The sequence below is a fragment of the Oceanobacillus sp. B139/18 genome (assembly GCF_055524595.1).
Window position 1 is genome coordinate 322,804 of record NZ_JBVFXI010000003.1, and the last position, 21,250, is coordinate 344,053.

Here is a 21,250-nt window from a genome sequence, read left to right on the forward strand (position 1 = left end):
AAAGTTAAAAAAATGAGTTTTGTAGAATATATATTTAGGGGGAAATTGAATTGGTTAATATTGCATTGTTAAGCAGGTGGCATGTACATGCGGATGACTACGCCCGAGAAATTCAAGCTAATGATAATTTATCTATTAAACTCGTGTGGGATGAAAATGCGGACAGAGGAGAAAAGTGGGCAGAGGAATTAGGAGTCCCTTTTGAATCGGATCTTCAAAAGGTTTTAACAAATCCATCAATTGAAGGAGTAGTTGTCACTACCCCAACAAATTTGCATAAAGAAGTAATTATCTCAGCTGCAAAAAATAAAAAACATATTTTCACTGAAAAAATTTTAGCTTTTACAGTGAAAGATTGTGAGGAAATTTATAATACGATAGACCAATATGGCGTTAAATTAATGGTTTCACTTCCAAGATTAACAGAAGATTATTATTTATATGCGCAAAAGGTAATAGATAATAACTGGATTGGAAGACTTACTACTATTCGATGCCGTACTGCTCATGATGGCGCAGTTGTAGGGCCGGAAGAAAGCGAGGGCTGGTTACCGAAGCGTTTTTTTGAAAAAGAGCAATCTGGAGGCGGCGCATTAATTGATTTAGGTGCCCACCCCATCTATTTGACTAACCGGCTGGCTGGTAATGTAAAAAAACTGGTTTCCCATATGAATCATACAAACAACCTTGGAGCAGATGACAACGCTGTCGTCTTAGTAGAATATGAATCTGGTGCGATGGGGATTCTCGAGACTGGTTTCCTATCCAAAGGCAGTCCGTTTCAATTAGAGCTCTACGGAACAGAAGGCACGATACTAATCGAAGACAACAAAATCCGCCAGACATTTGGAAATGGGGAGTGGTCCACACCGGATAACCCGCCAGAAGCATTGCCTATGCCTATGGAACAATGGGCATCCGCAATTATAAATGGAACTGCCCCGTCAATAAATAAGTCTGATGTTATTAATCTAACCTTAGTTAACGAAATAGCAATGAAATCAAACAAAGAAGGATGCTGGATAAATCCTTCATGACTCATAACCATAATTACTGAGATGAATTTCTATCATATAGTTAGAGCGGATAACCCTTAAGTTATCCGCTCTAACTATGTTTTCTCTATTCTTTTACAGATCCTGATGTTAAACCTGAAACAATTCGTCTTTGGAAAATCAATACTAAAATAACAATTGGAATGGTTACAATAACCGTTGCTGCACTGATATCTCCCCAAGGAACAGAATATTCACTTTGGTACATGGAAATTCCAACTGGTACCGTTCTCCATACATCATCACTATTAATTGTTAGAGCAAATAAATACTCATTCCACGCCGCAATGAATACCAGAATAGCAGTCGTAAAAATACCTGGTGTCGCCAGCGGTAAAATAATTTTACGGAATGTTTGAAATGGACTGGCTCCATCAAGTTTAGCAGATTCCTCCAATTCAAATGGAATCTTTTGAAAAAAGGTAGACAGAATCCAAATTGATAATGGTAAACTGATTGTCATGTAAGGAATAACCAATCCCGTATAACTATTACGTAAGCCTAACTCTGTTACGATATTGAAGATTGGCGAAATAACTGCTACTTGTGGAAACATGGAAGCAGCTAAAATAACTCCCAGGAATAAACCTTTCCCTTTTATCGGTAATCTAGTTACTGCGTAAGATGCGAAGGCAGCACAACCTACCGCCAAAATTGTTGTTACCGTTGAAACGACAAAACTATTTAACATATATCGCAAAAGCGGGCGATTCGTTACCGCAGCTTCATAGGATTCGGTCGTAGGATTTGTTGTAAACCATTTAAATGATGTAAATATTTCTCCTACAGGCTTTATCGACGTTAAGAACACCCAAATAAACGGAAACATCACTAAAAATACAAATATGATTAGAAATATATAGAAACCTATACCTGCACGTTTATTCATATTATTTCTCCTTCCTATTTCGTACGTCCTGCGAATAGATCTGAACCAATTAAGCGTACATAAATAAAGCTAATCAATGCTACAGCTAAAAATACAATAACCGATAATACGGAACCTTCTCCAAAGTTCTGTTGCGAGAACAAGGTTATGTATGCGTATATCGAAATAGATTCGGTAGCATTCGCTGGTCCCCCGCCAGTTAGTACATAGATAAGATCGAATACCCGGAAGGCATCAAGTGTTCTAAATAATAAAGCAACTAAAATAGAAGATTTCAACAACGGCAGTGTTATCTTGAAGAACTGTTGAAATTTGTTGGCTCCATCTACATCACTTGCTTCATATAAGGAATTCGGTATGGTCTGCAGTCCAGCTAAGAGCAATAATGCCATGTAAGGTGTCGTTTTCCACACATCGGCAAAAATTATTGAGAACATCCCGCCAGACGAGGTAGACAGCAGCCAAGATGAATTGGGTATCAGGTTCCATTCATTAAAATAATGCGCTATAACACCCGTTTGACCATCTAATAAGAAGCCCCACATCATCGCACCTACTGCAGTCGGGATTGCCCAAGGAATCAGCACGGAGGCACGTACAATACCACGGCCGCTGAAGGTACGGTTAATTAATAAGGCAACAGCCAAACCTAATACAAGTTCAAAAGCAACAGAAGCAATCGTAAATATCATCGTATTACTTAATGATTTCCACATTCGGCCATCCTGAAGATATTTAGCATAATTAGAGAAGCCAATAAAATTAGATTCCAAAATATTTGTGCTGGTAGCCTCAATTAAGGAGCTTGTCTGTTCATAATTCTGTGCTAAATCCTCATTGTCTGCTTCTCCAGCCATCACCTGCAATTCTTCTGAAATAGAAGTCAAAGCAGTTCGATAATCTTCTGCAAAATCATTGTCCAGTTTCGCATATTTCAAATCGCTGTCGGAAATCGGCTCGAAATTCATCAGCATCTCATCAATTTGTTCCATTTTTGCACTGATTTCACTATCTGATGCCAATTCACTATGGAAACCTTCAATTGTTTCTCTAGCTTGCTGAATAGTCGCTATATCATCACCATCAGCACTGCCTTCTAAATTGCTAAGCTGACTGTCGATATAAAAGTAATTATCCACATAGCGTTCCAAATCCATATTGGCACTTAACATCCGCTCCGATCTTGTCGGATCATTTAAGCGATAATCAAATAAACTATTATAAAAGGACTGGGCAACTGGCCACAATGTAATTAATACGACAAGTATGATAGATGGAAGTATCATCAAATAACCCAGCCGCTTTTCATTCAAATGAAATTTCTTCACATTTTTCCCCTCCCTTTCCGTTAAGCACACATTTTGATGTACTTAATAGAAAGAGCAAGATGAAATTCAAAGCGCTCATCTTGCTCACCTCTTTAGAAAGCTTTATTCTTCCATAGCATTTTCGATTTGTGTCTGCATGTTCTCTGCAGCTTGTTCAGCTGTTTGATCACCAGTCAGCACTTGTGAAACCTGAATTTGAATGATATCGGAAATTTCAGGGTAAATCGGTGATACTGGTCGTGGAACAGCTGCACTAAGTCCCTCAACAAATTCTGGATTTTGGAATAAAGGGGCAGCTTCTTGTACTTCTGGATCATCATAAAGCGCTTCGATAGTTGGAGCGTGATTTCCTACAATTGCTCCTGTTTTTTGACCTTGTTCACCAGCTAAATATTTTACTAATTCCCAAGACTCTTCTGGATGCTCTGTATAACGATTAATCATTGCTGTCCAGCCTCCTAATGCCGAAGCACTTCCTTCATCACCGGCAGGTAATGGAGCGATTTGTACGTTATCGACAACTTCAGAACGCTCTTCATCATTGGAAGAAGATTGCATATATGGCCAGTTACGGGCAAATACAGCATCTCCTGCAATCCAAGCATTTTCTGTTTCGATCTCTTGGAAATTCAAGATATTACCTGGTACAAAATCAGATTGTACTATTTCTGCTAATTTCTCTAAACCTTTAATTGTTTCAGGACTATTTACCACTACTTCATTATCTTCATTAATAACTTCACCGCCATAAGAAGCAATGATTTCAACAAAGTTTGTCACCAAGCCTTCATATTGAGATGCTTGTAATAGATAACCAAACTCTGTATCTCCTTCACCTTGCAGTTCACCAGCTTGTTCGATTAATTCATCCCAAGTAGCTGGCGGTTCTTCCGTTACATCTGTACGATAATAGAGGAAGGATGCGTCAATAAATAATGGAAGTGCCCATTGCCTGCCATTAAAATTACCTGCTTGAATCGGTCCTTCAAAGTGCTCTTCTAAATCAATGCCGTCTGCTTCAATGAAACGGTCTAATTCTAATGCATAGTTTGCCTGAGCAAATTCAGCCGGCCAAATGCTGTCACCGTTAAACACGTCGATCTCAGAGCTTTGCGAACTAAACATGGTTACATATTGATCATGCTGTTGTCCTGTATCTGAAGGCATTTCACGATAATCAACTTTAATATTTGGATTTAATTCCTCAAATTCTTCAATTTGTGCTTCTACTTTACCAGTCGTATCCACACCTGTAGCATAAACAATCGTTACTTGCTCACCGTCTTCGGAAGCGCTTTCATTTTCTCCATTACTTTCTGCTTCCGAATCATCTGTCCCTGAACCGCCATCTCCACCACACGCAGCCATAAAAGCAACTAATAAAAATAATACTCCAAACAATAACAATTTCTTTACCTGTGGCATTACAGACCCTCCTCTTTTTGTTAATCGACCACTCTTTGAAATCGATTACATTTATTATAGCAGAATGTTCCTTCCAGTCAATCGTTTCTTTAAAAATTTTCAGTTATTACTTGTTTCTACTATATTTTTCAAATAAAAAAGTTCAATTAAATGATATCAGTAGATGTAACAGACGCTTTTTTCATAAAAAATATACGTAAATAAAAAGCAAGATGAACAACCTTTCACTACTTATCCACCTTGCCTATCATTACTCTTCTAAAGCTGCTTCCAATTGTGCTTCCATATTTTCTACCGCTTCTTCAGCCGTCTGTTCTCCTGTTAATACTCGAGAAACCTCAATTTGAATAATTTCAGATATCTCTGGATAAATCGGGGATACCGGACGCGGCACAGCCACACTTAAGCCTTCTACGAAACTTGGATTTGAAAATAATGGTCCAGCTTCCTGTACCTCTGGATCATTATACAGGGATTCTACAGTTGGGGCACGTGCGCCTTCTACTGCTCCAATTTTTTGACCTTCTTCACTTGCCAGGAACTTTACTAATTCCCAGGATTCTTCTGGATGTTCAGAATATCGATTAATCATTGCCATCCATCCGCCTAATGCTGAAGTGCTTCCCTCATCACCTGCAGGAATAGGTGCAATGTCTACATTTCCTGCGACTTCTGAACGTGCTTCGTCATTGGATGAAGACTGCATATATGTCCAATTACGGGCAAATACAGCATCCCCTGCAATCCATGCATTTTCTGTTTCAATCTCTTGAAAATTCAAGATATTCCCTGGTACAAAATCAGATTGTGCAATTTCTGCAAATTTTTCTAAGCCTTTAATTGTTTCAGGACTATTAATGACTACATTATTATTTTCATCGATAACGCTTCCCCCATAAGAAGCGATAATTTCAATAAAATTGGTTACCATCCCTTCATACTGAGAGCCTTGCATTAAATAACCAAATTCTGTTCCTTCTTCTCCTTGCATTTCTTCCGCTTGCTCAATCAATTCATCCCAAGTCGCAGGCGGTGTATCTGTTATATCTGTACGGTAATAAAGAAAGGAAGCATTCATATATATCGGCAATGCCCACTGTCTGCCATTGTAATTACCTGCTTGAATGGGACCATCAAAGTGATTATCTAAATTAAAGCTGTCTGCTTCTATAAAACGATCTAACTCCAAGGCATAGTTGGCTTGAGCAAACTCCGCTGCCCAAATAATATCTCCATTATATACATCCACTTCCGAACTCTGAGAACCAAACATCGTTACATATTGATCATGCTGCTGGCCTGTATCGGCCGGCATTTCACGATACTCCACGTTAATATGCGGGTATTCTTGTTCAAATGCTTCAATTTGACTTTCCGTGGCACCTGTTGTATCTACACCTGTCGCATAGACAATCGTTACCCATTCACCGGAAGCGCTTTCATTTCCTTCATTACTGTCTGTCTCGGAACCATTATCTCCACTACATGCAACCATAAAAATAACTAATAAATATAATACTCCAAACAGCAATATTTTCTTTATCTGCGGCATTAGAAATCCTCCTCTTTTTATTAGTCGACCCTCTATGAAATCGATTACATTCATTATAGCAGAATGTTCTTCCCGGTCAATTGTTTCTTTTTAAATTTTCAGTCTTTACTTTGAATTAAATCAGCTATTAGTTCATGTGCTTAGCTAGTAATAGGTAGAGTCAGATAAAATAAAACCCCTCTCTGTTGTAACAATAGGTACATCTCTAATCAGGTTGACTCTCTTATAATAAGTTCATGCTCTAAGATTATATCTTCTACCTCTTCGCCCTGTATTTTTTTTATCAGCATGTCCACCGATATCTCTCCCATTTTATACATCGGCTGTGCAACGGTAGTTAAAGAAGGATATGTCATGCTGGTAAATTCAATCTTATCAAATCCCACTACTGCCATCTCATTTGGGACATCAATCCCTCTGGTATTTAATTCTTTCAATGCTCCAATAGCTAACATATCTGAAACAGCAAACACTGCTGTAAGATCCTTGTTCTTATTCAATATAGAACGCATCACCTGCTGTCCCGATTCAAGTGACACATCGTTGGCAGAATAGAACCAGTCTTCTTCCGGTTCAATATGAAATTCTTTTAACGCTCGAAGATATCCTTTTTTTCTATCCCTCGCGTATAGAAATGACTCGCTGACATTTATGAGTCCTATTCGCTGATGCCCCTGTTTTAATAAATATTTTGTTACTTGATAAGCTGCTAATTCACTATCTATTGTTACATAAGGCAAATTTTTCGAACTTACATATTCACTGCATTGTACAAATGGATACCTTTTTGCCATATTAACCAATACTTGACGGTCAATTGTTGGATCCATCGTAATCGCGCCCACAGCCAGTTGATTTTTTAATAAATCAAAATATACTTTTTCCCTTTCCAATTTAGAATGCGTTTGACAAAGCAGAATATTATAACCATACTCAAGTGCTTTTTCTTCTATCCCTTCTACAATTTTCAAATAAAATTGGTTAGATATCTTAGGTAATAACACTAATAACATCTTACTTTCCGCGTTCCGTAAATTCCGGCCTAAGATATTTGGTGAATAATCCAATTCCCGGATGGATTGTTCGACTTTCTTGCGTGTTAATTCTGCAACCGATGAAGGATTGTTTAATACTCGCGATACAGTAGCAACGGACACCCCTGCATGTTTGGCAACATCCTGAATTGTCGGCAATATAATCCCCTCTTTTCAACATATAAATATATCTTTTTTATAAACCATATCACCTCTCTAAAAAAGTAATTGAACTAAATGTAATCCTTTACATTGTATTTTTATCATAATACATAATTCGATAAAAGCAATAGAAAACTGTTTTATATGAGGATGAGTCGATTTTTGAATTTACATCTCAGCAATAATTTTTGAGAGTATCACCTAATATTTTCCAATGAAACAGAAAGCTTTATCATGCAAATTTTGATTATTTCTTTTAGATTCAAAAAGCGGTTGCACAATCAGATAATTGATTGTGCAACCGCTTGCTTCTCCCTTATATCCCTAACGTATTCTCTCCATTTACAGATAACGATTGACCAGTGATGAAATTTCCTGCGTCTGAGGCAAGAAATAAAACAGCATTTCCTATATCTTGAGGGACTCCCATTCTGCCAAGTGGAACTCCACTCCGATATTCACTCGTATCTTCTGCTTCATGTCGTTCAACCGGTATAAACCCAGGGTTAATCATATTAACAGTAATACTAAAAGAACCAAGTTCATTTGCCCAGGAGCGTGTCAACCCTAGCTGGGCAGCCTTGGCCATGACATAGTTTGAATGATTAGGAATACCTAATTGAACTACTTCACTTCCGATATTTATAATTCGACCATTCTTTTTTTCTTTCATCCCTGGCAGGACAGCCTTTGTTAATAATAACGGCGCTTTTACAAAGAATTCGAGTTGCGCTAAATAATCTTGCCATGTAAGTTCTTCAATTGATAATACAGGCTGGGGACCAGTAGCGTTATTAACCAATATATCAATACTTCCTTGTGTTTTTTCTTCTGCCTGTTTTATCAGCTTTTCTACTGATTCTTCATCCCGTACATCACCTTGAATGGCTATCGCTCTTCCTCCATCGGATGCAATAAAATCAACCATATCTTGCGCATTTTTGTAATTATTCGCATAGTTCACGATGACTGTAGCTCCTGCATCTGCTAACGTTTTACTTATATGTTTCCCAAGTCCTCTTGAAGCTCCTGTAACCAATGCCACTTTTCCGTTTAGTCTATGAGACATAAGTATTCTCCTTTATTTTAGTATCGAGCTATTTGCACTTTCTTTCTAAATAAACTCTATTTCATCCTTTCAGTTTGCATGAAAATTAACGTAAAGGGAATCTTTTCCTCCAAAGAACAGAAAGAACTCTGTCGGTAGAGATTCTTAATCGAATTACCAAATATCGGTATTTAAAAACCCAAAAGTTACGTACAAAAGTATTTTTAACATATCAAGTAATATCGTACCCATTCCACGTTTGTAAAAATTTGAAGCACATAACTATGCACCTAAACACATTAACTTCCTTCTATGATATCATAGAAGAAAACAACCCATCAGAAGGAGCATCCCCATGAAAGTAAAAATGAACGTACAAACTGCCTACCACGGAGATTTACTACGTGCCGGCAAAGAATATGAAATCGACGAAGAAACGGCAAAACGCTGGATTGCCAGTAAATTGGCTGAGGAAGTACAAGAAATCTCTGAAGATGAATAACAGGTGCATCGATAAAAATTAGGCTTTCCTGGGTTGATTTTCAAGAGTATCATTAGTATTTTTCATTACTCTATATTTTATATTTCGAACAACCCTTTGAACATTCTATTAGTTCGGTCAGAACATACCAAAATAGCCCGTCTGCTTTTAAAACAGACGGGCTATTTTTATAACGCGCTCCAATCAAAAGTACCTACCGATTCGCAAAAAATTCTTCTGCTTCTTCTAAATACTTCTCTTGATCTGGAGTCAAATCATACTCCTCTTCGATTGCAGATACGGGGCAAACTGCTTTGCATGCGCCGCAATCAATGCAAATATCCGGATCAATATAAAATTGCTTGAGTCCTTCTTCTATACAATCAACAGGGCAAACACTGACGCATTCTCCTGCTTTTTCTCCTCTGCATGGATCAAGAATAACAAAAGCCATGGAAAGAAAACCCTCCTTACATGAATAAACATGGTTCACCTTAAATGATAATTCTTTTAAAGAATGAAGTAAACTGTTTCACCTTTATTTATGTGTATTTTCTGTGAAAAAATAAAGCTTTCACATTATTTGATTTCAATAATCCCTTTTTCTCCAGCATATCCTTCCCTTTTCAGTAATTCGATTTGCCGGCCATCTTCCAGATTGGTAAAGATAATTGGTGTAATCGTTGACTTGGCATTTTTATCGATATATTCTAAGTCTGCATTTAATAAAGGCTGGCCTGTTCCCACTTCTTCGCCTTCTTTTACAAATATGTCAAATCCTTCTCCTTTGAGATGCACGGTATCGATTCCGATATGAATCATGATTTCTTTACCTGTTTCCGATTCCAGACTAATTGCATGCTTGGTAGGAAAGATGTTACTGACTCTTCCATTTACCGGAGAAACAACGATTCCATCTGACGGCTCAACTGCAAAGCCGTCTCCCATCATCCTGCTGGAAAATAGTTGATCAGGAACATTTGAAAGCGGAATGAGTTTTCCGCTTAGAGGAGAAGCAATCCCTTCCACACTATCAGGATGCTGTCTTTGAAGATTTATTTCATCCACAGTATATAAACTCGAACTGTCTAATGCTGGTCTAGGCGTTCTCCCAGATATGATATCTTGCATTTGTCCTTTAATAATTTCCGAACGCGGTCCGAAAATAGCTTGGATATTATCCCCTACCTCTTGTATACCTGTAGCTCCAAGCTGTTTTAGCTGATGCTTATCAACATGTTGAATCGAATTTACTGATGCCCGTAATCGCGTGATACAAGCATCCAAATGCGTAATATTTTCTCGTCCGCCCATTGCCTCCAGTACATGATAAGCTAAATCAGCAGGCTTTCTTTGCTCTCCGCTCTCATTTGATTCCACCGCTTTTTCTCTTCCCGGTGTCATCAGATTAAATTTCTTAATAAAAAAGCGGAATAAGAAGTAATAAAGGATAGCAAACAGAAGCCCGACTATGATCGCTATCCACCATGATTCCTGATTCGGCAAAACACCGAACAGCACAAAGTCTATAGCTCCTCCAGAGAAGGTATAACCGACATTGACACTGAACCATGTCATCAATACAAAGGATAATCCATCTAACACAGCGTGAATAAAGAACAGGAATGGCGATACAAATAAGAATGAAAACTCAAGCGGTTCGGTAATTCCTGTTAGGAAGGACGTTAAAGCTCCTGAAGCCAGCAGTCCCGCAACCAGTTTTTTATTCTCCGGTCGTGCCGTATGATACATCGCAAGTGCTGCAGCAGGCAACCCGAACATCATAATCGGAAATTCCCCGGCCATAAAATTCCCTGCCGTAATCTCTGCATTATCTCTTAATTGCGCAAAGAATATCGTCATATCTCCGCGAATGATTTCACCGGCAAGGTTGGTATATGTGCCAAATTCATACCAAAAAGGAGAGTGAAAAATATGATGCAGTCCAAAAGGAATCAATAGACGTTTAATAAACCCAAACATAAATACAGCAATATATGTACCTTCTTCAATCAGCCAATAGGAAGCGCTGTTCATGATATATTGGATTGTCGGCCAGATAAACATTAATAAAATGCCGGCAAGGAAGGAAACAGCTGCAGTCACGATGGGGACAAACCGTTTTCCTGCAAAGAATCCTAAGTAGGATGGCATCTCCATATGATGAAACCGGTTAAAACAATAGGCAGCTATCACCCCGGCAATAATTCCACCAAATACACCGGTCTGTAAGGTTCCTATTCCAAGCACGCTTGCAAATCCGGGATCCTCCGCTATCAATTCTGGGGTTACCTGCATAAACGAACCCATTACCTGATTCATCACCAAATAACCTACCAGCGCAGCAAGACCGGCCGTACCGTCACTTGCCAGCCCTATCGCCACACCAATCGCAAAAAGCAGCGGCAAATTATCAAATATAATACCGCCGGCGTCTTCCATTACCGTTGCAGTCAGCTGAATCCAATCCGCTTCCAAAAAAGGAAGATAGCCAAGCATGGTATGCTGCTGGGCAGCATTGCCAAATCCAAGCAAAAGACCTGCCGCCGGCAAGAGTGCTACCGGCAGCATAAGCGCTCTGCCGACTTTTTGAAGACCTCCAAACGTTTTTTTGAACATCTCAATCACCTCTTTCGTTTCTTTCCGACAATAAAAAAGACATCAGTAAAAACACAAGGATAGCGCTTATGGATACAGAAATACTGTACCCGCCGTTATCTAAGTATTCCTACTCATGCCTGATCGAATCAGTCACACGTATAAGTGCGAAATAAATTAATTCGTTTTTGATTTTAGCTGGATGTTTTCGTGCAGCCGCTGCAAATGAATTGTCAAATAGACAGATTCCGCATCATAAACAGGTTTTTTTAACGTCTGCTGCATAATTTTAATCAGCTTCCAGGACAAATTATAAAACACGGGATATTCTTCTTTTAGCAGGTCTGCCATTTTTCGCGGCTCCTCTACCTTGTCCCCATTTAAAACCCGTTCTATTGTGTACCGGAGATGTCTGACAAAACGGACATAATCCATACTGTCTCTATCTAGTGTTATATAGAGCTGATCCTCGATTATCTTGATTAAATTAGATACAAGCTGTGAATACCGGTTGATTTCATTTAGTGCTGTTCCCTCCATTGCACTATGAACGTGTAATGCAACAAAACCAATTTCTCCCTCCGGCAAATGAACTGGTAAAAATTGATTCATATATTCTACAATTTCGGAAGCAATTTCATATTCAAATGGATAAAGCACCTTCGTCTCTGCTAAAAATGGATTACGAATTTCTAACCCCTGCTGCAGACGGGCAATCGCGAAAATAATATGATCGGTCAACGCAACCAGCGTATGCTCATCCGTGAATGTATTGATGCGTTTTTTGATTATTTCTATCGAATCCACAATACTCTGCAGTGTTTTTTCATCGATATTGTCAATTATTTTTTTATAATTTTCCTGTTCCTCTCTATCCCGAAGAACAAACAGCTTCTCCACGGTTTTGGATTCAATGAGATCTCGCTTCTTTTTAGCAAATCCGATGCCCTTCCCGATAAGGATAACTTCATTTTGATTCATATCTTCGGCAATAAGAACATTGTTATTGAGTGATTTGATTACAGAAAAGGCATCCATATCAATCATCCCTTCTACATTTTAGCCGTCTCTTCTTCCTATTATATAACACTTAAATCAAACTGCAAATTATGGATTTTTCAGGAAATACGGTCTTTTTACTCAGGTAGATGTTACTGCTGCTTCGTCAGACTTCCTGCTTCCCTTCTCGCTGCGTTTTACTTTTCCAGCAGAAAAGCCCCCGTTTTTCATACGGGGACTTCACTGCCTTATTTATCTTTTAATTTCGCAAGCGCATCCGCAAGTGCGTTATTTTTAAAATCATCCTGCTTTTTCATATACTTATTAACATCTTTTTTAGACACCTTCTGATTCTTTTCCTTCTCTTTTCTCGCTTGGAAGGTGGAAAGTTTTTCACGGTGACCGCAGGAGCACGTAAACATCTGGCCTTCTCCCTCACCACGGAGCTCTAGACGCTTATGGCAATTAGGACAGCGGGCATTCGTATACTTTGCGATATTCTTTTTCCCGCCGCAGCTGCGGTCCTGACAGACGAGTCGTTTCCCGTGCTTGTTTTTTACTTCCAGCATCAGCTTGCCGCATTTCGGGCATTTTGTCCCTGTCATATTATCATGCTTGAACTTTTCCTCACTTGCTTTTATTTCTTGGACTGCCTGTTTGGTATATGTCTTAATTTCCTTTAAAAAGACATCCTTTTTCAGCTTGCCTTCTGCAATCTGTGCTAATTTTTGTTCCCATTCTGCCGTTAAAATAGGAGAACGGAGCTTTTCTGGTGCTAATTCTAGTAATTGTCTGCCGGTTGAGGTCAGATAAATATACTTTCCTTTCAGCTCCATATATTGATTATTGAACAGCTTTTCAATAATATCCGCACGTGTAGCAACTGTTCCAATACCGCCAGTCTGCTTCATTGTTTTCACAAGCTCTTGTTTTTTCGTTTCCATATATTTCGTCGGGTTTTCCATTGCCTGCAGGAGGCTTCCCTCTGTAAACCGTTCCGGCGGTGTCGTCTGCCCTTCTTTGATAGTAAAGCTGAGCGCCATTTCCTCTCCTTTTGTTACTTGAGGGACATTGGAACGAATCTCTTCCTCATCGTCTGCTTGATGCTGGTAAATTTCCTTCCAGCCTAAAGCAACAACTCTGTTTCCTTTTGCTTCAAAGATTTCTCCGGCAGCTTCTACCGTAATACTTGTCTGTTCATATTCATACGGCTTGGAAAGTGCTCCTAAGAAACGTTGGACAATCAGCTGATAAATTTTCCGCTCCTGGTTAGACAGCGCGCTATAATCCACTGTTTCTTCTGTTGGAATAATCGCATGGTGATCGGTTACCTTGCTGTTATCCACAATGGCTTTTCCAGTGCGTAAATCATCTTTTAAAATTTTATTCGCTGCTTTCGCATATTCATCCACACCACATGCCCTTACACGTTCTTTTAATGTAGAGACCATATCCGTTGACAGATGCCTTGAATCGGTTCGCGGATAGGTGACAAGCTTATGCTGCTCATATAATTTCTGCAGTACAGTTAAGGTTTGTTTTCCGGAAAATTGATAAATCCGGTTGGCATCCCGCTGTAAATCCGTTAAGTCATATAAGGTTGGTGCATGCTTTTTCTTATGCTTTTTATCCACATGCTGAATAAATGCTTTTTCCTTCGATACCTTTGCCTTTAATTTATCTGCTGCTTCTTTCGAGAAAATACGGGACTGATTCTTTTTATCCTTCCACGTAACGGCAAACCCGCCTTTTGTTTTTCCCTGCAGCTGATAATAGGTTTTTGGCTTGAATTGATTGATTTCCTGTTCGCGCATCGCAATCATTTCCAGTGTCGGCGTCTGGACGCGGCCGCTGGATAAGGACGCATTATGCTTGGTGGTCAGGGCTCTTGTTGCATTTAATCCGACATACCAATCCGCTTCCGAACGCGCTACCGCAGATTGATACAGATTCCAATACTGATTTCCAGGCTTTAAATTCCGAAAGCCGTCCTTAATTGCTTTATCCGTAACCGAGCTGATCCACAGACGCTGCACCGGCTTCTTAACACGCGCTTTTTCAATAATCCATCTGGCAACGAGCTCTCCTTCTCGCCCGGCATCAGTGGCAATTACAATGTCCCCTACATCCTGACGTGACATTTGCTGCTTCACCGCTTGAAATTGCTTGCCCGTCTTCTTCATGACCACTAATTTCAAATGGTCCGGAAGCATCGGCAAATCTTCCATATTCCATGTTTTATACTTAGGGTCGTACGTTTCGGGATCTGCTAATGTAACTAAATGTCCCAATGCCCATGTCACAATATACTGTTTTCCCTCTTGATAACCATTTCCTTTTTTGTTACATCCGAGGACTCTTGCTATATCTCTGCCTACAGACGGCTTTTCTGCTAATACCACTGTCTTACTCATATCTATCCCTCATTTTATCGATTTCTAGTCTGATACTACTTTAACATATTTCCTTCTAATACGTTCACCCAAGGCACACATTGCACCCAAAAACATAGAATATCATACACAAAAATTACAGGAATGACATGGCTTCATACTCTTTTTTGAAGCTTTTACTTCTACTTATTAGAGGATGTTCAAAAAATCCCCGAATAATAAGCAATGAACGCTTTAATTGACTTTTTTGAGCATGCACTATTAGAAAGAGGATGTTACGTATGATATATACAGGTATGCTTTTACTCGTTATTGCGGTAAGTCTGGATGGATTTAGTGTAGGAATAACCTATGGGATGCGGCAAATCAAAGTGCCTCTTCTCTCTTTATTTGTTATTATGTTCTGCTCCGGATTGATTGTCTTTCTATCGATGGAGGTAGGCGATTTCTTACGTTCCTTTATTTCTCCTCAGGGAGCCAGCATGCTTGGCGGAGGGATTCTTATCTTTTTAGGCTTCTTCTCCCTTATTACCATGTTTCGCTCACGAGAAACGGAAGCAGCCAAAAATGGAGATCACGCTTCTTCCAATGTTAAATTTGAAAATATGAAAACTGTGCTCACTCGTCCAAAAGAAGCCGATTTAGATAAGTCAGGTATTATCTCTATTAACGAATCCATTCTATTAGGTTTCGCTTTAGCTCTCGATGCATTTGGTGCCGGAATCGGCGCTGCGATGCTTGGATACTCCCCGCTGATTACCGCGTTATTAACAGCCGGCATGAGTGGATTGTTTTTATTTAGCGGAATCATGTTCGGAAGTTATTTATGGAGAATACCTGCCTTACAGCGTTTATCTTTTTTACCATCTGTATTTCTGATTACGCTGGGGTGCTGGAATATCTTCAATGTCTAACTTAAGTATCTGTTATCCTGCCTTGCCCATTAAACTTTTCTAAAGCTGTCTAATTAATTCAAAGTCCAATTTAAGGGTTACAGACAAAATCACCGTATCGAATGTATTTTAAAATATAAATTCGATACGGTGATTTTATATTATACTTAAAGATTAATCTTCTGTTTCTGAAAAAAATGTTATAACATCCTTCTTATTTTTTATATTAATCAATTGCTCTACATTTTCTAATTCAGAGCAGCTAGTAGCAATAGAAGACAATATCTCCAAGTGCTCATTTCCTTTTCCAGCAATGCCAATAACTAACCTCACTTCATTTCCGTCCCAATCTATTGGACTTTCATAAACTACGATTGCTAAACCAGATTGGTAAACTACTTCTTTCGCATCATCTGTACCATGAGGAATAGCTAAGAGGTTTCCCATATAGGTTGATACGCTTTTTTCTCTTTCAAGCATTTTCTCAACATATTCTTCAGAAACGTAACCTTGTTCCACAAGGATTCTGCCAGCTTCGGCTATCGCCTGCTCTTTATTCTTCGCTTCACCAGACAGTTTTATATTTTCTTCTGTCAATAGTTTATCAACTTTTTTCTCTCTGTCTAAGCTTCGGGCAGCTTTAATATGTTCTACAACTTCATCATAGGATGGACTGTTTAAGAAGTTATCAATAGATACATGATAAACATCTGGCTGCTTCTTTTTCGCACGGTCTGTAAGCTCTTTATGTGTAAACATAATATCTGCCTCAGTCGGCAAATTGCTGATAGCAATATTTTTAACAGTAATCTCCTCGTACCCTGCATCCTTCAGTTTCTTTTTAACCAATGAAGCCCCCATTGCACTTGACCCAAGACCTGCGTCACAAGCAAATATAATATGCTTTACATTTCCAAAATCGATTGTTTCATTATTTTCTGTCTGGTTTGAATTATTCAAGCCAGAAACAACACTGCTCTTCTTCCCTTTGATCGCTTCCATTTTTTTACTTGCTTCTACCAAATCTTCACTATCGACTTTTTTATCAAACTTAAGAATAACCGATGCAATAGCAAAAGATACTGCAGTAGCAAACAGAACACTTAAAGTAACACCGATATAACTGTCCGTAGCCGTCATTAATAAGATAGAGATAATACTTCCCGGAGAGGCTACACTCACTAAGCCAGCATCAAACATTGTTAACGTAAATATACCTGTCATTCCCCCTAAAATAGCAGCAATAATCAGTGTTGGCTTCATTAATACATACGGGAAATAAATCTCATGGATTCCGCCAATAAAATGGATAATTCCAGCGCCATAAGCTGATGCTTTCGTTGCTCCTTTACCAAAAAGCATAAATGCCAGCAATATACCTAGACCTGGACCAGGGTTGGCTTCGAGTAAATATAGCACAGACTTACCAGTTTCTTCTATCTGACTACTTGCGATTGGATTTAAGATACCTTGATTGATTGCATTGTTAAGAAACATTACTTTTGCCGGCTCAATAAAAATACTGACAAGCGGAAGAAGACCGTGGCTTACTAAAAAGTCTACTCCTGCTCCTAACAACCTGGTAAGCGCATTCACAAATGGACCAATAGCGATTGACCCAAATAATGCTAGTATTGCTCCGATAATTCCAGCTGAAAAATTATTAACCAATAATTCAAACCCCGACTTGATTTTACCTTCAAAGAGCTGATCAAACTTTTTAATTGCTAATCCGCCTAGCGGTCCCATAATCATTGCCCCAATAAACATTGGTATATCTGCTGCAACAATGACTCCCATTGTTGCAACAGCACCTACGACCCCTCCGCGAAAATCATGGAGGATACGTCCACCGGTAAAACCAATCAGTAATGGAAGCAGATAATTTAGCATTGGACTGATAAAATTAGTAAAAAGCTCCAGTTGTGTCGGTACAGCAATCGCTGTTAAGATTCCCCATGCGATAAAAGCTCCAAGATTAGGTATAATCATACTGCTTAAATTACTGCCATACGTTTGAATCCTTGAACGAATACTCTTCTTTTGCCCGCTCATTCGTTACAACCCCTTTTGTTATGATCAGCTTTTTTATTGATCTACTTTCACTGGCTGACCAGTTTCAAGTGATTTTTCAATACTTCTGACAATTTTAACTGCTCTTAAGGCTTCTTCTACTAGAATAGGAAATTCTTTATCATTCAGAACGCTATCTACAAAAGAACTTAGCTCTTCCTTCATGATTCCAGTCTGTGTCCCATATAAATCCACTCCATACATGGTGTCCGGGAACGTAATCTTATTACCTTTTTCAAATACCCGGATAGACTGGTCGAGAATATCAATATTGATAACACCGTCCGTTCCGATAATATCAAGCTTGGCATCCAGTTCTACATGATTATCCGGTAAAACCCAGCTCGTCTCATAGCTGCCAATTGTTCCAGATTCAAATTTTAATGTTGTTATAATAGCATCTGCAACATTAAATTCTTTTAAGCGCTTTCTTACTTCAACTGCAGAAACTTCCACAATCTTATCTTCGGTAATCCATTCAATAGCTTCTAAATCATGAACACCTAAAAACATGACGACAGATGTTCTTCCTTTTAATCTTCTTCCATTCTGATAGGAATTATTACGCCGGGAATGAAGATGGACAGGTTCGCCGATTTTCCCTGCTGCCACCGCCTGTTTCGCATTGTAATATCTCGGATCCCAACGCAATGTGTGACCGACCATCATTTTCACACCAGTTTCTTTCACTTTATCAATAATCCCTTGAGCATCCGCTACATTATCAGCCAATGGTTTTTCAATCAGAATATGTTTATGAAAGTTACAAGCTTTACAGGCAACATCAAAATGCTGATCATCTGATGTACAAATACTGACTGCATGCACATTCTCATCTTTCAACAATTCTTCTAAACTATGAACGGCCGTTGTCCGAAATTGTTCAGCCAAATTTTCTGCATGCTCCTGATTAATATCGTGGACTGCTACTAAATTCACATGAGGAAGCTCCGAATAAATCCTTGCATGTGATTGCCCCATTACTCCCATACCGATTACAGCTACATTTAATTTATTCAACACAAAACATCTCCTTTATATTTGATAGTTCCAATTAAAATACTAAACTTGCTGCACCTATTATCATGGCATCTCCGCCAAGCATTGATAATTCAATCTCTACATCTTTATTGATTTTATTTACTTGACTGCGAACCTGCTTTCGTATATCTGTGATGAATGGTACTAATGAGCCGGATACCCCGCCCCCCAGAATGATTTTTTCCGGATTAAAAATATTTGTCAACGATGTCATTCCAATAGCTAAATTTTCTATATATTGATTGATGATGAAAGCTGCATTCTCATTATCACCTAAAGCCTCTGCAAAAATTTCCTGTCCTTTCTTCACCTCCTTAAAATTTTCTGCATACATTGCTTCTAACGCTGTTCCGGAAGCATACGCTTCAAAGCAGCCTTTATTTCCGCATGGACATTCCCGGCCGTTTGGATATAGAACCATATGTCCAACTTCGCCTGCAGCTCCAGCATGCCCACGCAGGAGTTGTCCATCTGCTATAATCGCTCCGCCAATTCCAGTTCCTATCGCTACACAAAGAAAATTCTTTACATCTCTGCCTGCTCCAAAATACTGTTCTCCTAACCCCATTGCCTGCACATCGTTAACAACAGCAACCCGGTATCCTGTTTCATTTTCTAACCAGGTTTGAATCGGCAGGCCCTGCCAATCACTGAACGTATCTGTCGCTGAAAGTACCTTGCCGGAATGTCCAATCTGCCCAGCCGATCCGATGCCAATACCTGTTGTATTTTCGTCATAGAAGGAAGGGATTCTATCTGTTATCATACGAAGGATTTTCTCACCTTTTTCTTTTCTTAAGGTGGTAAATTCCTCCTTTTTTAATAATATTCCATTTTCTTGAACTAAACCCATCGCTATTTTTGTGCCGCCAATATCTATCCCTATTGCATTTCTCATTTTCTTTTCAGCCTTTCTGCAAATTTTCTCGTGATCAACTGCGGCCTGGTAATTGCTGCACCTACTACGACAAATGCTACACCGATATCCATTGCTTTTTTAGCTTTTTCCGGTGTATCAATATTTCCTTCTGCAATCACAGGTACCTTCAATGTATACACCAAACTTTCCATCAAGCAAAAATCTGGTCTAGGTCTCCCTTTTGTATCTTTTGTATATCCAGATAACGTTGTACCTACCATATCACATCCCAGAGACTCTGCTTGAACCCCTTCCTGAAGCGTTGCCACATCTGCCATCACCAGTTTATTTAGATCTTTTTTTATATATTCAATTAATTTTGGCAAGTCTTCTTTTCTTTTGCCATTTGTTGCATCAATAGCTATAATATCGGCACCAGCTTCTGCAACTAATTTTGCATCTTCTTTTGTACTTGTTATAAAAGCTTGAAAACCAGGATATTGCTTTTTTAAAATACCAATAACCGGTAGATCAACTTTTACCTTAATTGCCTGAATGTCTTCTGGTCCATTTGCACGAATTCCTGCTGCCCCTCCCTGTTCTGCTGCCAGAGCCATCGAAGCCATATGAGATGAGCCATGCATTGGCTCACCTTCTAAAGCTTGGCAGGATACAACTAATCCACCTTCCAAATCCTTTAACATCTCTCCACCTAACCTTCTTTCCATTTGCATGCAATATAATTTTCAAATTTATTTATTTAATGATTTTAAAATTTCATGTAAGGACATATCAGTCATCGAATTTAATTTTAAATGATAATTTTCAAAAGGTAATGCAGCAGTAACTGGATTCGGTATAATTACTGTAGGAAGTTTTACCTCCTGTGCAGCAACTAAACCATTTAAGGAATCCTCAAAAACCACTGCCTCGTGTGCTTCTAAATCTAATTTTTCAAGTGTTTTTAGAAATATGTCTGGCGCTGGTTTCACTCTTTTTACCATATCCTGAGTTACCAAAAAATCAAAATAAGAAAGCAAGTTTAAATTTGTTAAATGTGTTGTTGCCCATTTGGTTGTTGAACTCGTTGCTAGGGAGACCGTTAAACCTTCATTTTTTGCATCTCTCAGATAATCTACCACACCTTCTCTCGCTTTTGCATCACTCACATATTGGCTATGAAGTTTTCGAGCTTCGTTACGAATAAATCCTGTATTCAACTGGTAGTCTAATTCTTTCTGCAGATAAGAAAAAAGCACAATATCATCTGAACCAACACATTTCACAAATTCTTCAAGCGGTAAATCAAATTGAAATTGATTATGAAGAACCTCTCTATAAGCATCGAACCAAGCAGTTTCTGTATCTAGAATGAGGCCGTCGAAATCAAAAATAGCTGCCTTAATCATTGTCTTCCTCC

18 protein-coding genes are annotated in these 21,250 nt (G+C 38.9%); 3 read left to right on the forward strand and 15 right to left on the reverse strand.

Annotation, left to right across the window (positions count from 1 at the left end):
- The first annotated feature begins 50 nt into the window (after positions 1-50).
- Positions 51-1,037, forward strand: coding sequence for a Gfo/Idh/MocA family protein (locus ACZSMY_RS11985; protein WP_465147816.1), 987 nt, complete (start codon positions 51-53; stop codon positions 1,035-1,037).
- A gap of 85 nt (positions 1,038-1,122) precedes the next feature.
- On the opposite strand, the gene ACZSMY_RS11990 is transcribed toward ACZSMY_RS11985, so the two are convergent.
- From ACZSMY_RS11990 to ACZSMY_RS12015, 6 genes are all read right to left on the reverse strand, one after another.
- Positions 1,123-1,944 (reverse strand): carbohydrate ABC transporter permease, encoded by an 822-nt coding sequence (locus ACZSMY_RS11990; RefSeq protein ID WP_042530103.1) that lies wholly within the window; start codon positions 1,942-1,944, stop codon positions 1,123-1,125.
- Positions 1,945-1,958: 14 nt separating this feature from the next.
- Positions 1,959-3,230, reverse strand: a complete 1,272-nt coding sequence (locus ACZSMY_RS11995; RefSeq protein WP_332094426.1) for a carbohydrate ABC transporter permease — start codon at positions 3,228-3,230, stop codon at positions 1,959-1,961.
- A gap of 144 nt (positions 3,231-3,374) precedes the next feature.
- The gene (locus tag ACZSMY_RS12000; RefSeq protein WP_212928330.1) at positions 3,375-4,697 is read right to left on the reverse strand and encodes an ABC transporter substrate-binding protein; all 1,323 of its coding nucleotides are present in this window, start codon (positions 4,695-4,697) and stop codon (positions 3,375-3,377) included.
- 250 nt (positions 4,698-4,947) lie between these two features.
- Positions 4,948-6,249 carry an ABC transporter substrate-binding protein gene (locus tag ACZSMY_RS12005; protein WP_465147817.1) on the reverse strand — a complete coding sequence of 434 codons (1,302 nt, stop codon included), beginning with the start codon at positions 6,247-6,249 and terminating at the stop codon, positions 4,948-4,950.
- Between the two features lie 209 nt (positions 6,250-6,458).
- Positions 6,459-7,442 (reverse strand): LacI family DNA-binding transcriptional regulator, encoded by a 984-nt coding sequence (locus ACZSMY_RS12010; RefSeq protein ID WP_212928332.1) that lies wholly within the window; start codon positions 7,440-7,442, stop codon positions 6,459-6,461.
- A gap of 319 nt (positions 7,443-7,761) precedes the next feature.
- On the reverse strand, positions 7,762-8,514 hold the full coding sequence (locus ACZSMY_RS12015) for an SDR family oxidoreductase (RefSeq protein ID WP_465147818.1): 753 nt from the start codon (positions 8,512-8,514) through the stop codon (positions 7,762-7,764).
- Between the two features lie 334 nt (positions 8,515-8,848).
- Here ACZSMY_RS12015 and ACZSMY_RS12020 point away from each other — a divergent pair, with 334 nt between their 5' ends.
- Complete coding sequence (locus ACZSMY_RS12020; RefSeq protein WP_193064245.1) at positions 8,849-8,995, forward strand: hypothetical protein; 147 nt, start codon at positions 8,849-8,851, stop codon at positions 8,993-8,995.
- Positions 8,996-9,188: 193 nt separating this feature from the next.
- Here the strand turns inward: ACZSMY_RS12020 and ACZSMY_RS12025 are convergent, their stop codons facing one another.
- From ACZSMY_RS12025 to ACZSMY_RS12040, 4 genes are all read right to left on the reverse strand, one after another.
- A complete protein-coding gene (locus tag ACZSMY_RS12025) occupies positions 9,189-9,428 on the reverse strand; it encodes an indolepyruvate ferredoxin oxidoreductase subunit alpha (protein WP_042530092.1) in 240 nt (79 codons plus the stop codon).
- A gap of 125 nt (positions 9,429-9,553) precedes the next feature.
- On the reverse strand, positions 9,554-11,593 hold the full coding sequence (gene ptsG, locus ACZSMY_RS12030) for a glucose-specific PTS transporter subunit IIBC (protein WP_212928334.1): 2,040 nt from the start codon (positions 11,591-11,593) through the stop codon (positions 9,554-9,556).
- A 156-nt stretch (positions 11,594-11,749) separates the two neighbouring features.
- Positions 11,750-12,610, reverse strand: a complete 861-nt coding sequence (gene glcT / locus ACZSMY_RS12035; RefSeq protein WP_212928335.1) for a glucose PTS transporter transcription antiterminator GlcT — start codon at positions 12,608-12,610, stop codon at positions 11,750-11,752.
- A 209-nt stretch (positions 12,611-12,819) separates the two neighbouring features.
- Positions 12,820-14,985, reverse strand: coding sequence for a DNA topoisomerase III (locus ACZSMY_RS12040; RefSeq protein WP_256705003.1), 2,166 nt, complete (start codon positions 14,983-14,985; stop codon positions 12,820-12,822).
- A 260-nt stretch (positions 14,986-15,245) separates the two neighbouring features.
- Here ACZSMY_RS12040 and ytaF point away from each other — a divergent pair, with 260 nt between their 5' ends.
- Positions 15,246-15,878 carry a sporulation membrane protein YtaF gene (ytaF, locus tag ACZSMY_RS12045; RefSeq protein WP_256705004.1) on the forward strand — a complete coding sequence of 211 codons (633 nt, stop codon included), beginning with the start codon at positions 15,246-15,248 and terminating at the stop codon, positions 15,876-15,878.
- 153 nt (positions 15,879-16,031) lie between these two features.
- Here ytaF and ACZSMY_RS12050 read toward each other — a convergent pair whose 3' ends face one another.
- The 5 genes from ACZSMY_RS12050 to ACZSMY_RS12070 are packed head-to-tail and all read right to left on the reverse strand — an operon-like array spanning position 16,032 to position 21,239.
- Entirely contained in the window at positions 16,032-17,912 is a 1,881-nt protein-coding gene (locus ACZSMY_RS12050; RefSeq protein ID WP_256705005.1) for a PTS mannitol transporter subunit IICBA, read from the reverse strand.
- 33 nt (positions 17,913-17,945) lie between these two features.
- A complete protein-coding gene (locus tag ACZSMY_RS12055; RefSeq protein WP_256705006.1) occupies positions 17,946-18,950 on the reverse strand; it encodes a Gfo/Idh/MocA family protein in 1,005 nt (334 codons plus the stop codon).
- 34 nt (positions 18,951-18,984) lie between these two features.
- The gene (locus ACZSMY_RS12060; RefSeq protein ID WP_368901328.1) at positions 18,985-19,869 is read right to left on the reverse strand and encodes an ROK family protein; all 885 of its coding nucleotides are present in this window, start codon (positions 19,867-19,869) and stop codon (positions 18,985-18,987) included.
- The gene (locus ACZSMY_RS12065) at positions 19,866-20,534 is read right to left on the reverse strand and encodes an N-acetylmannosamine-6-phosphate 2-epimerase (RefSeq protein WP_256705008.1); all 669 of its coding nucleotides are present in this window, start codon (positions 20,532-20,534) and stop codon (positions 19,866-19,868) included. The genes ACZSMY_RS12060 and ACZSMY_RS12065 overlap by 4 nt, the downstream gene beginning before the upstream one ends.
- A gap of 48 nt (positions 20,535-20,582) precedes the next feature.
- Positions 20,583-21,239 carry an HAD family hydrolase gene (locus tag ACZSMY_RS12070; protein ID WP_465147819.1) on the reverse strand — a complete coding sequence of 219 codons (657 nt, stop codon included), beginning with the start codon at positions 21,237-21,239 and terminating at the stop codon, positions 20,583-20,585.
- Positions 21,240-21,250: the final 11 nt, after the last annotated feature.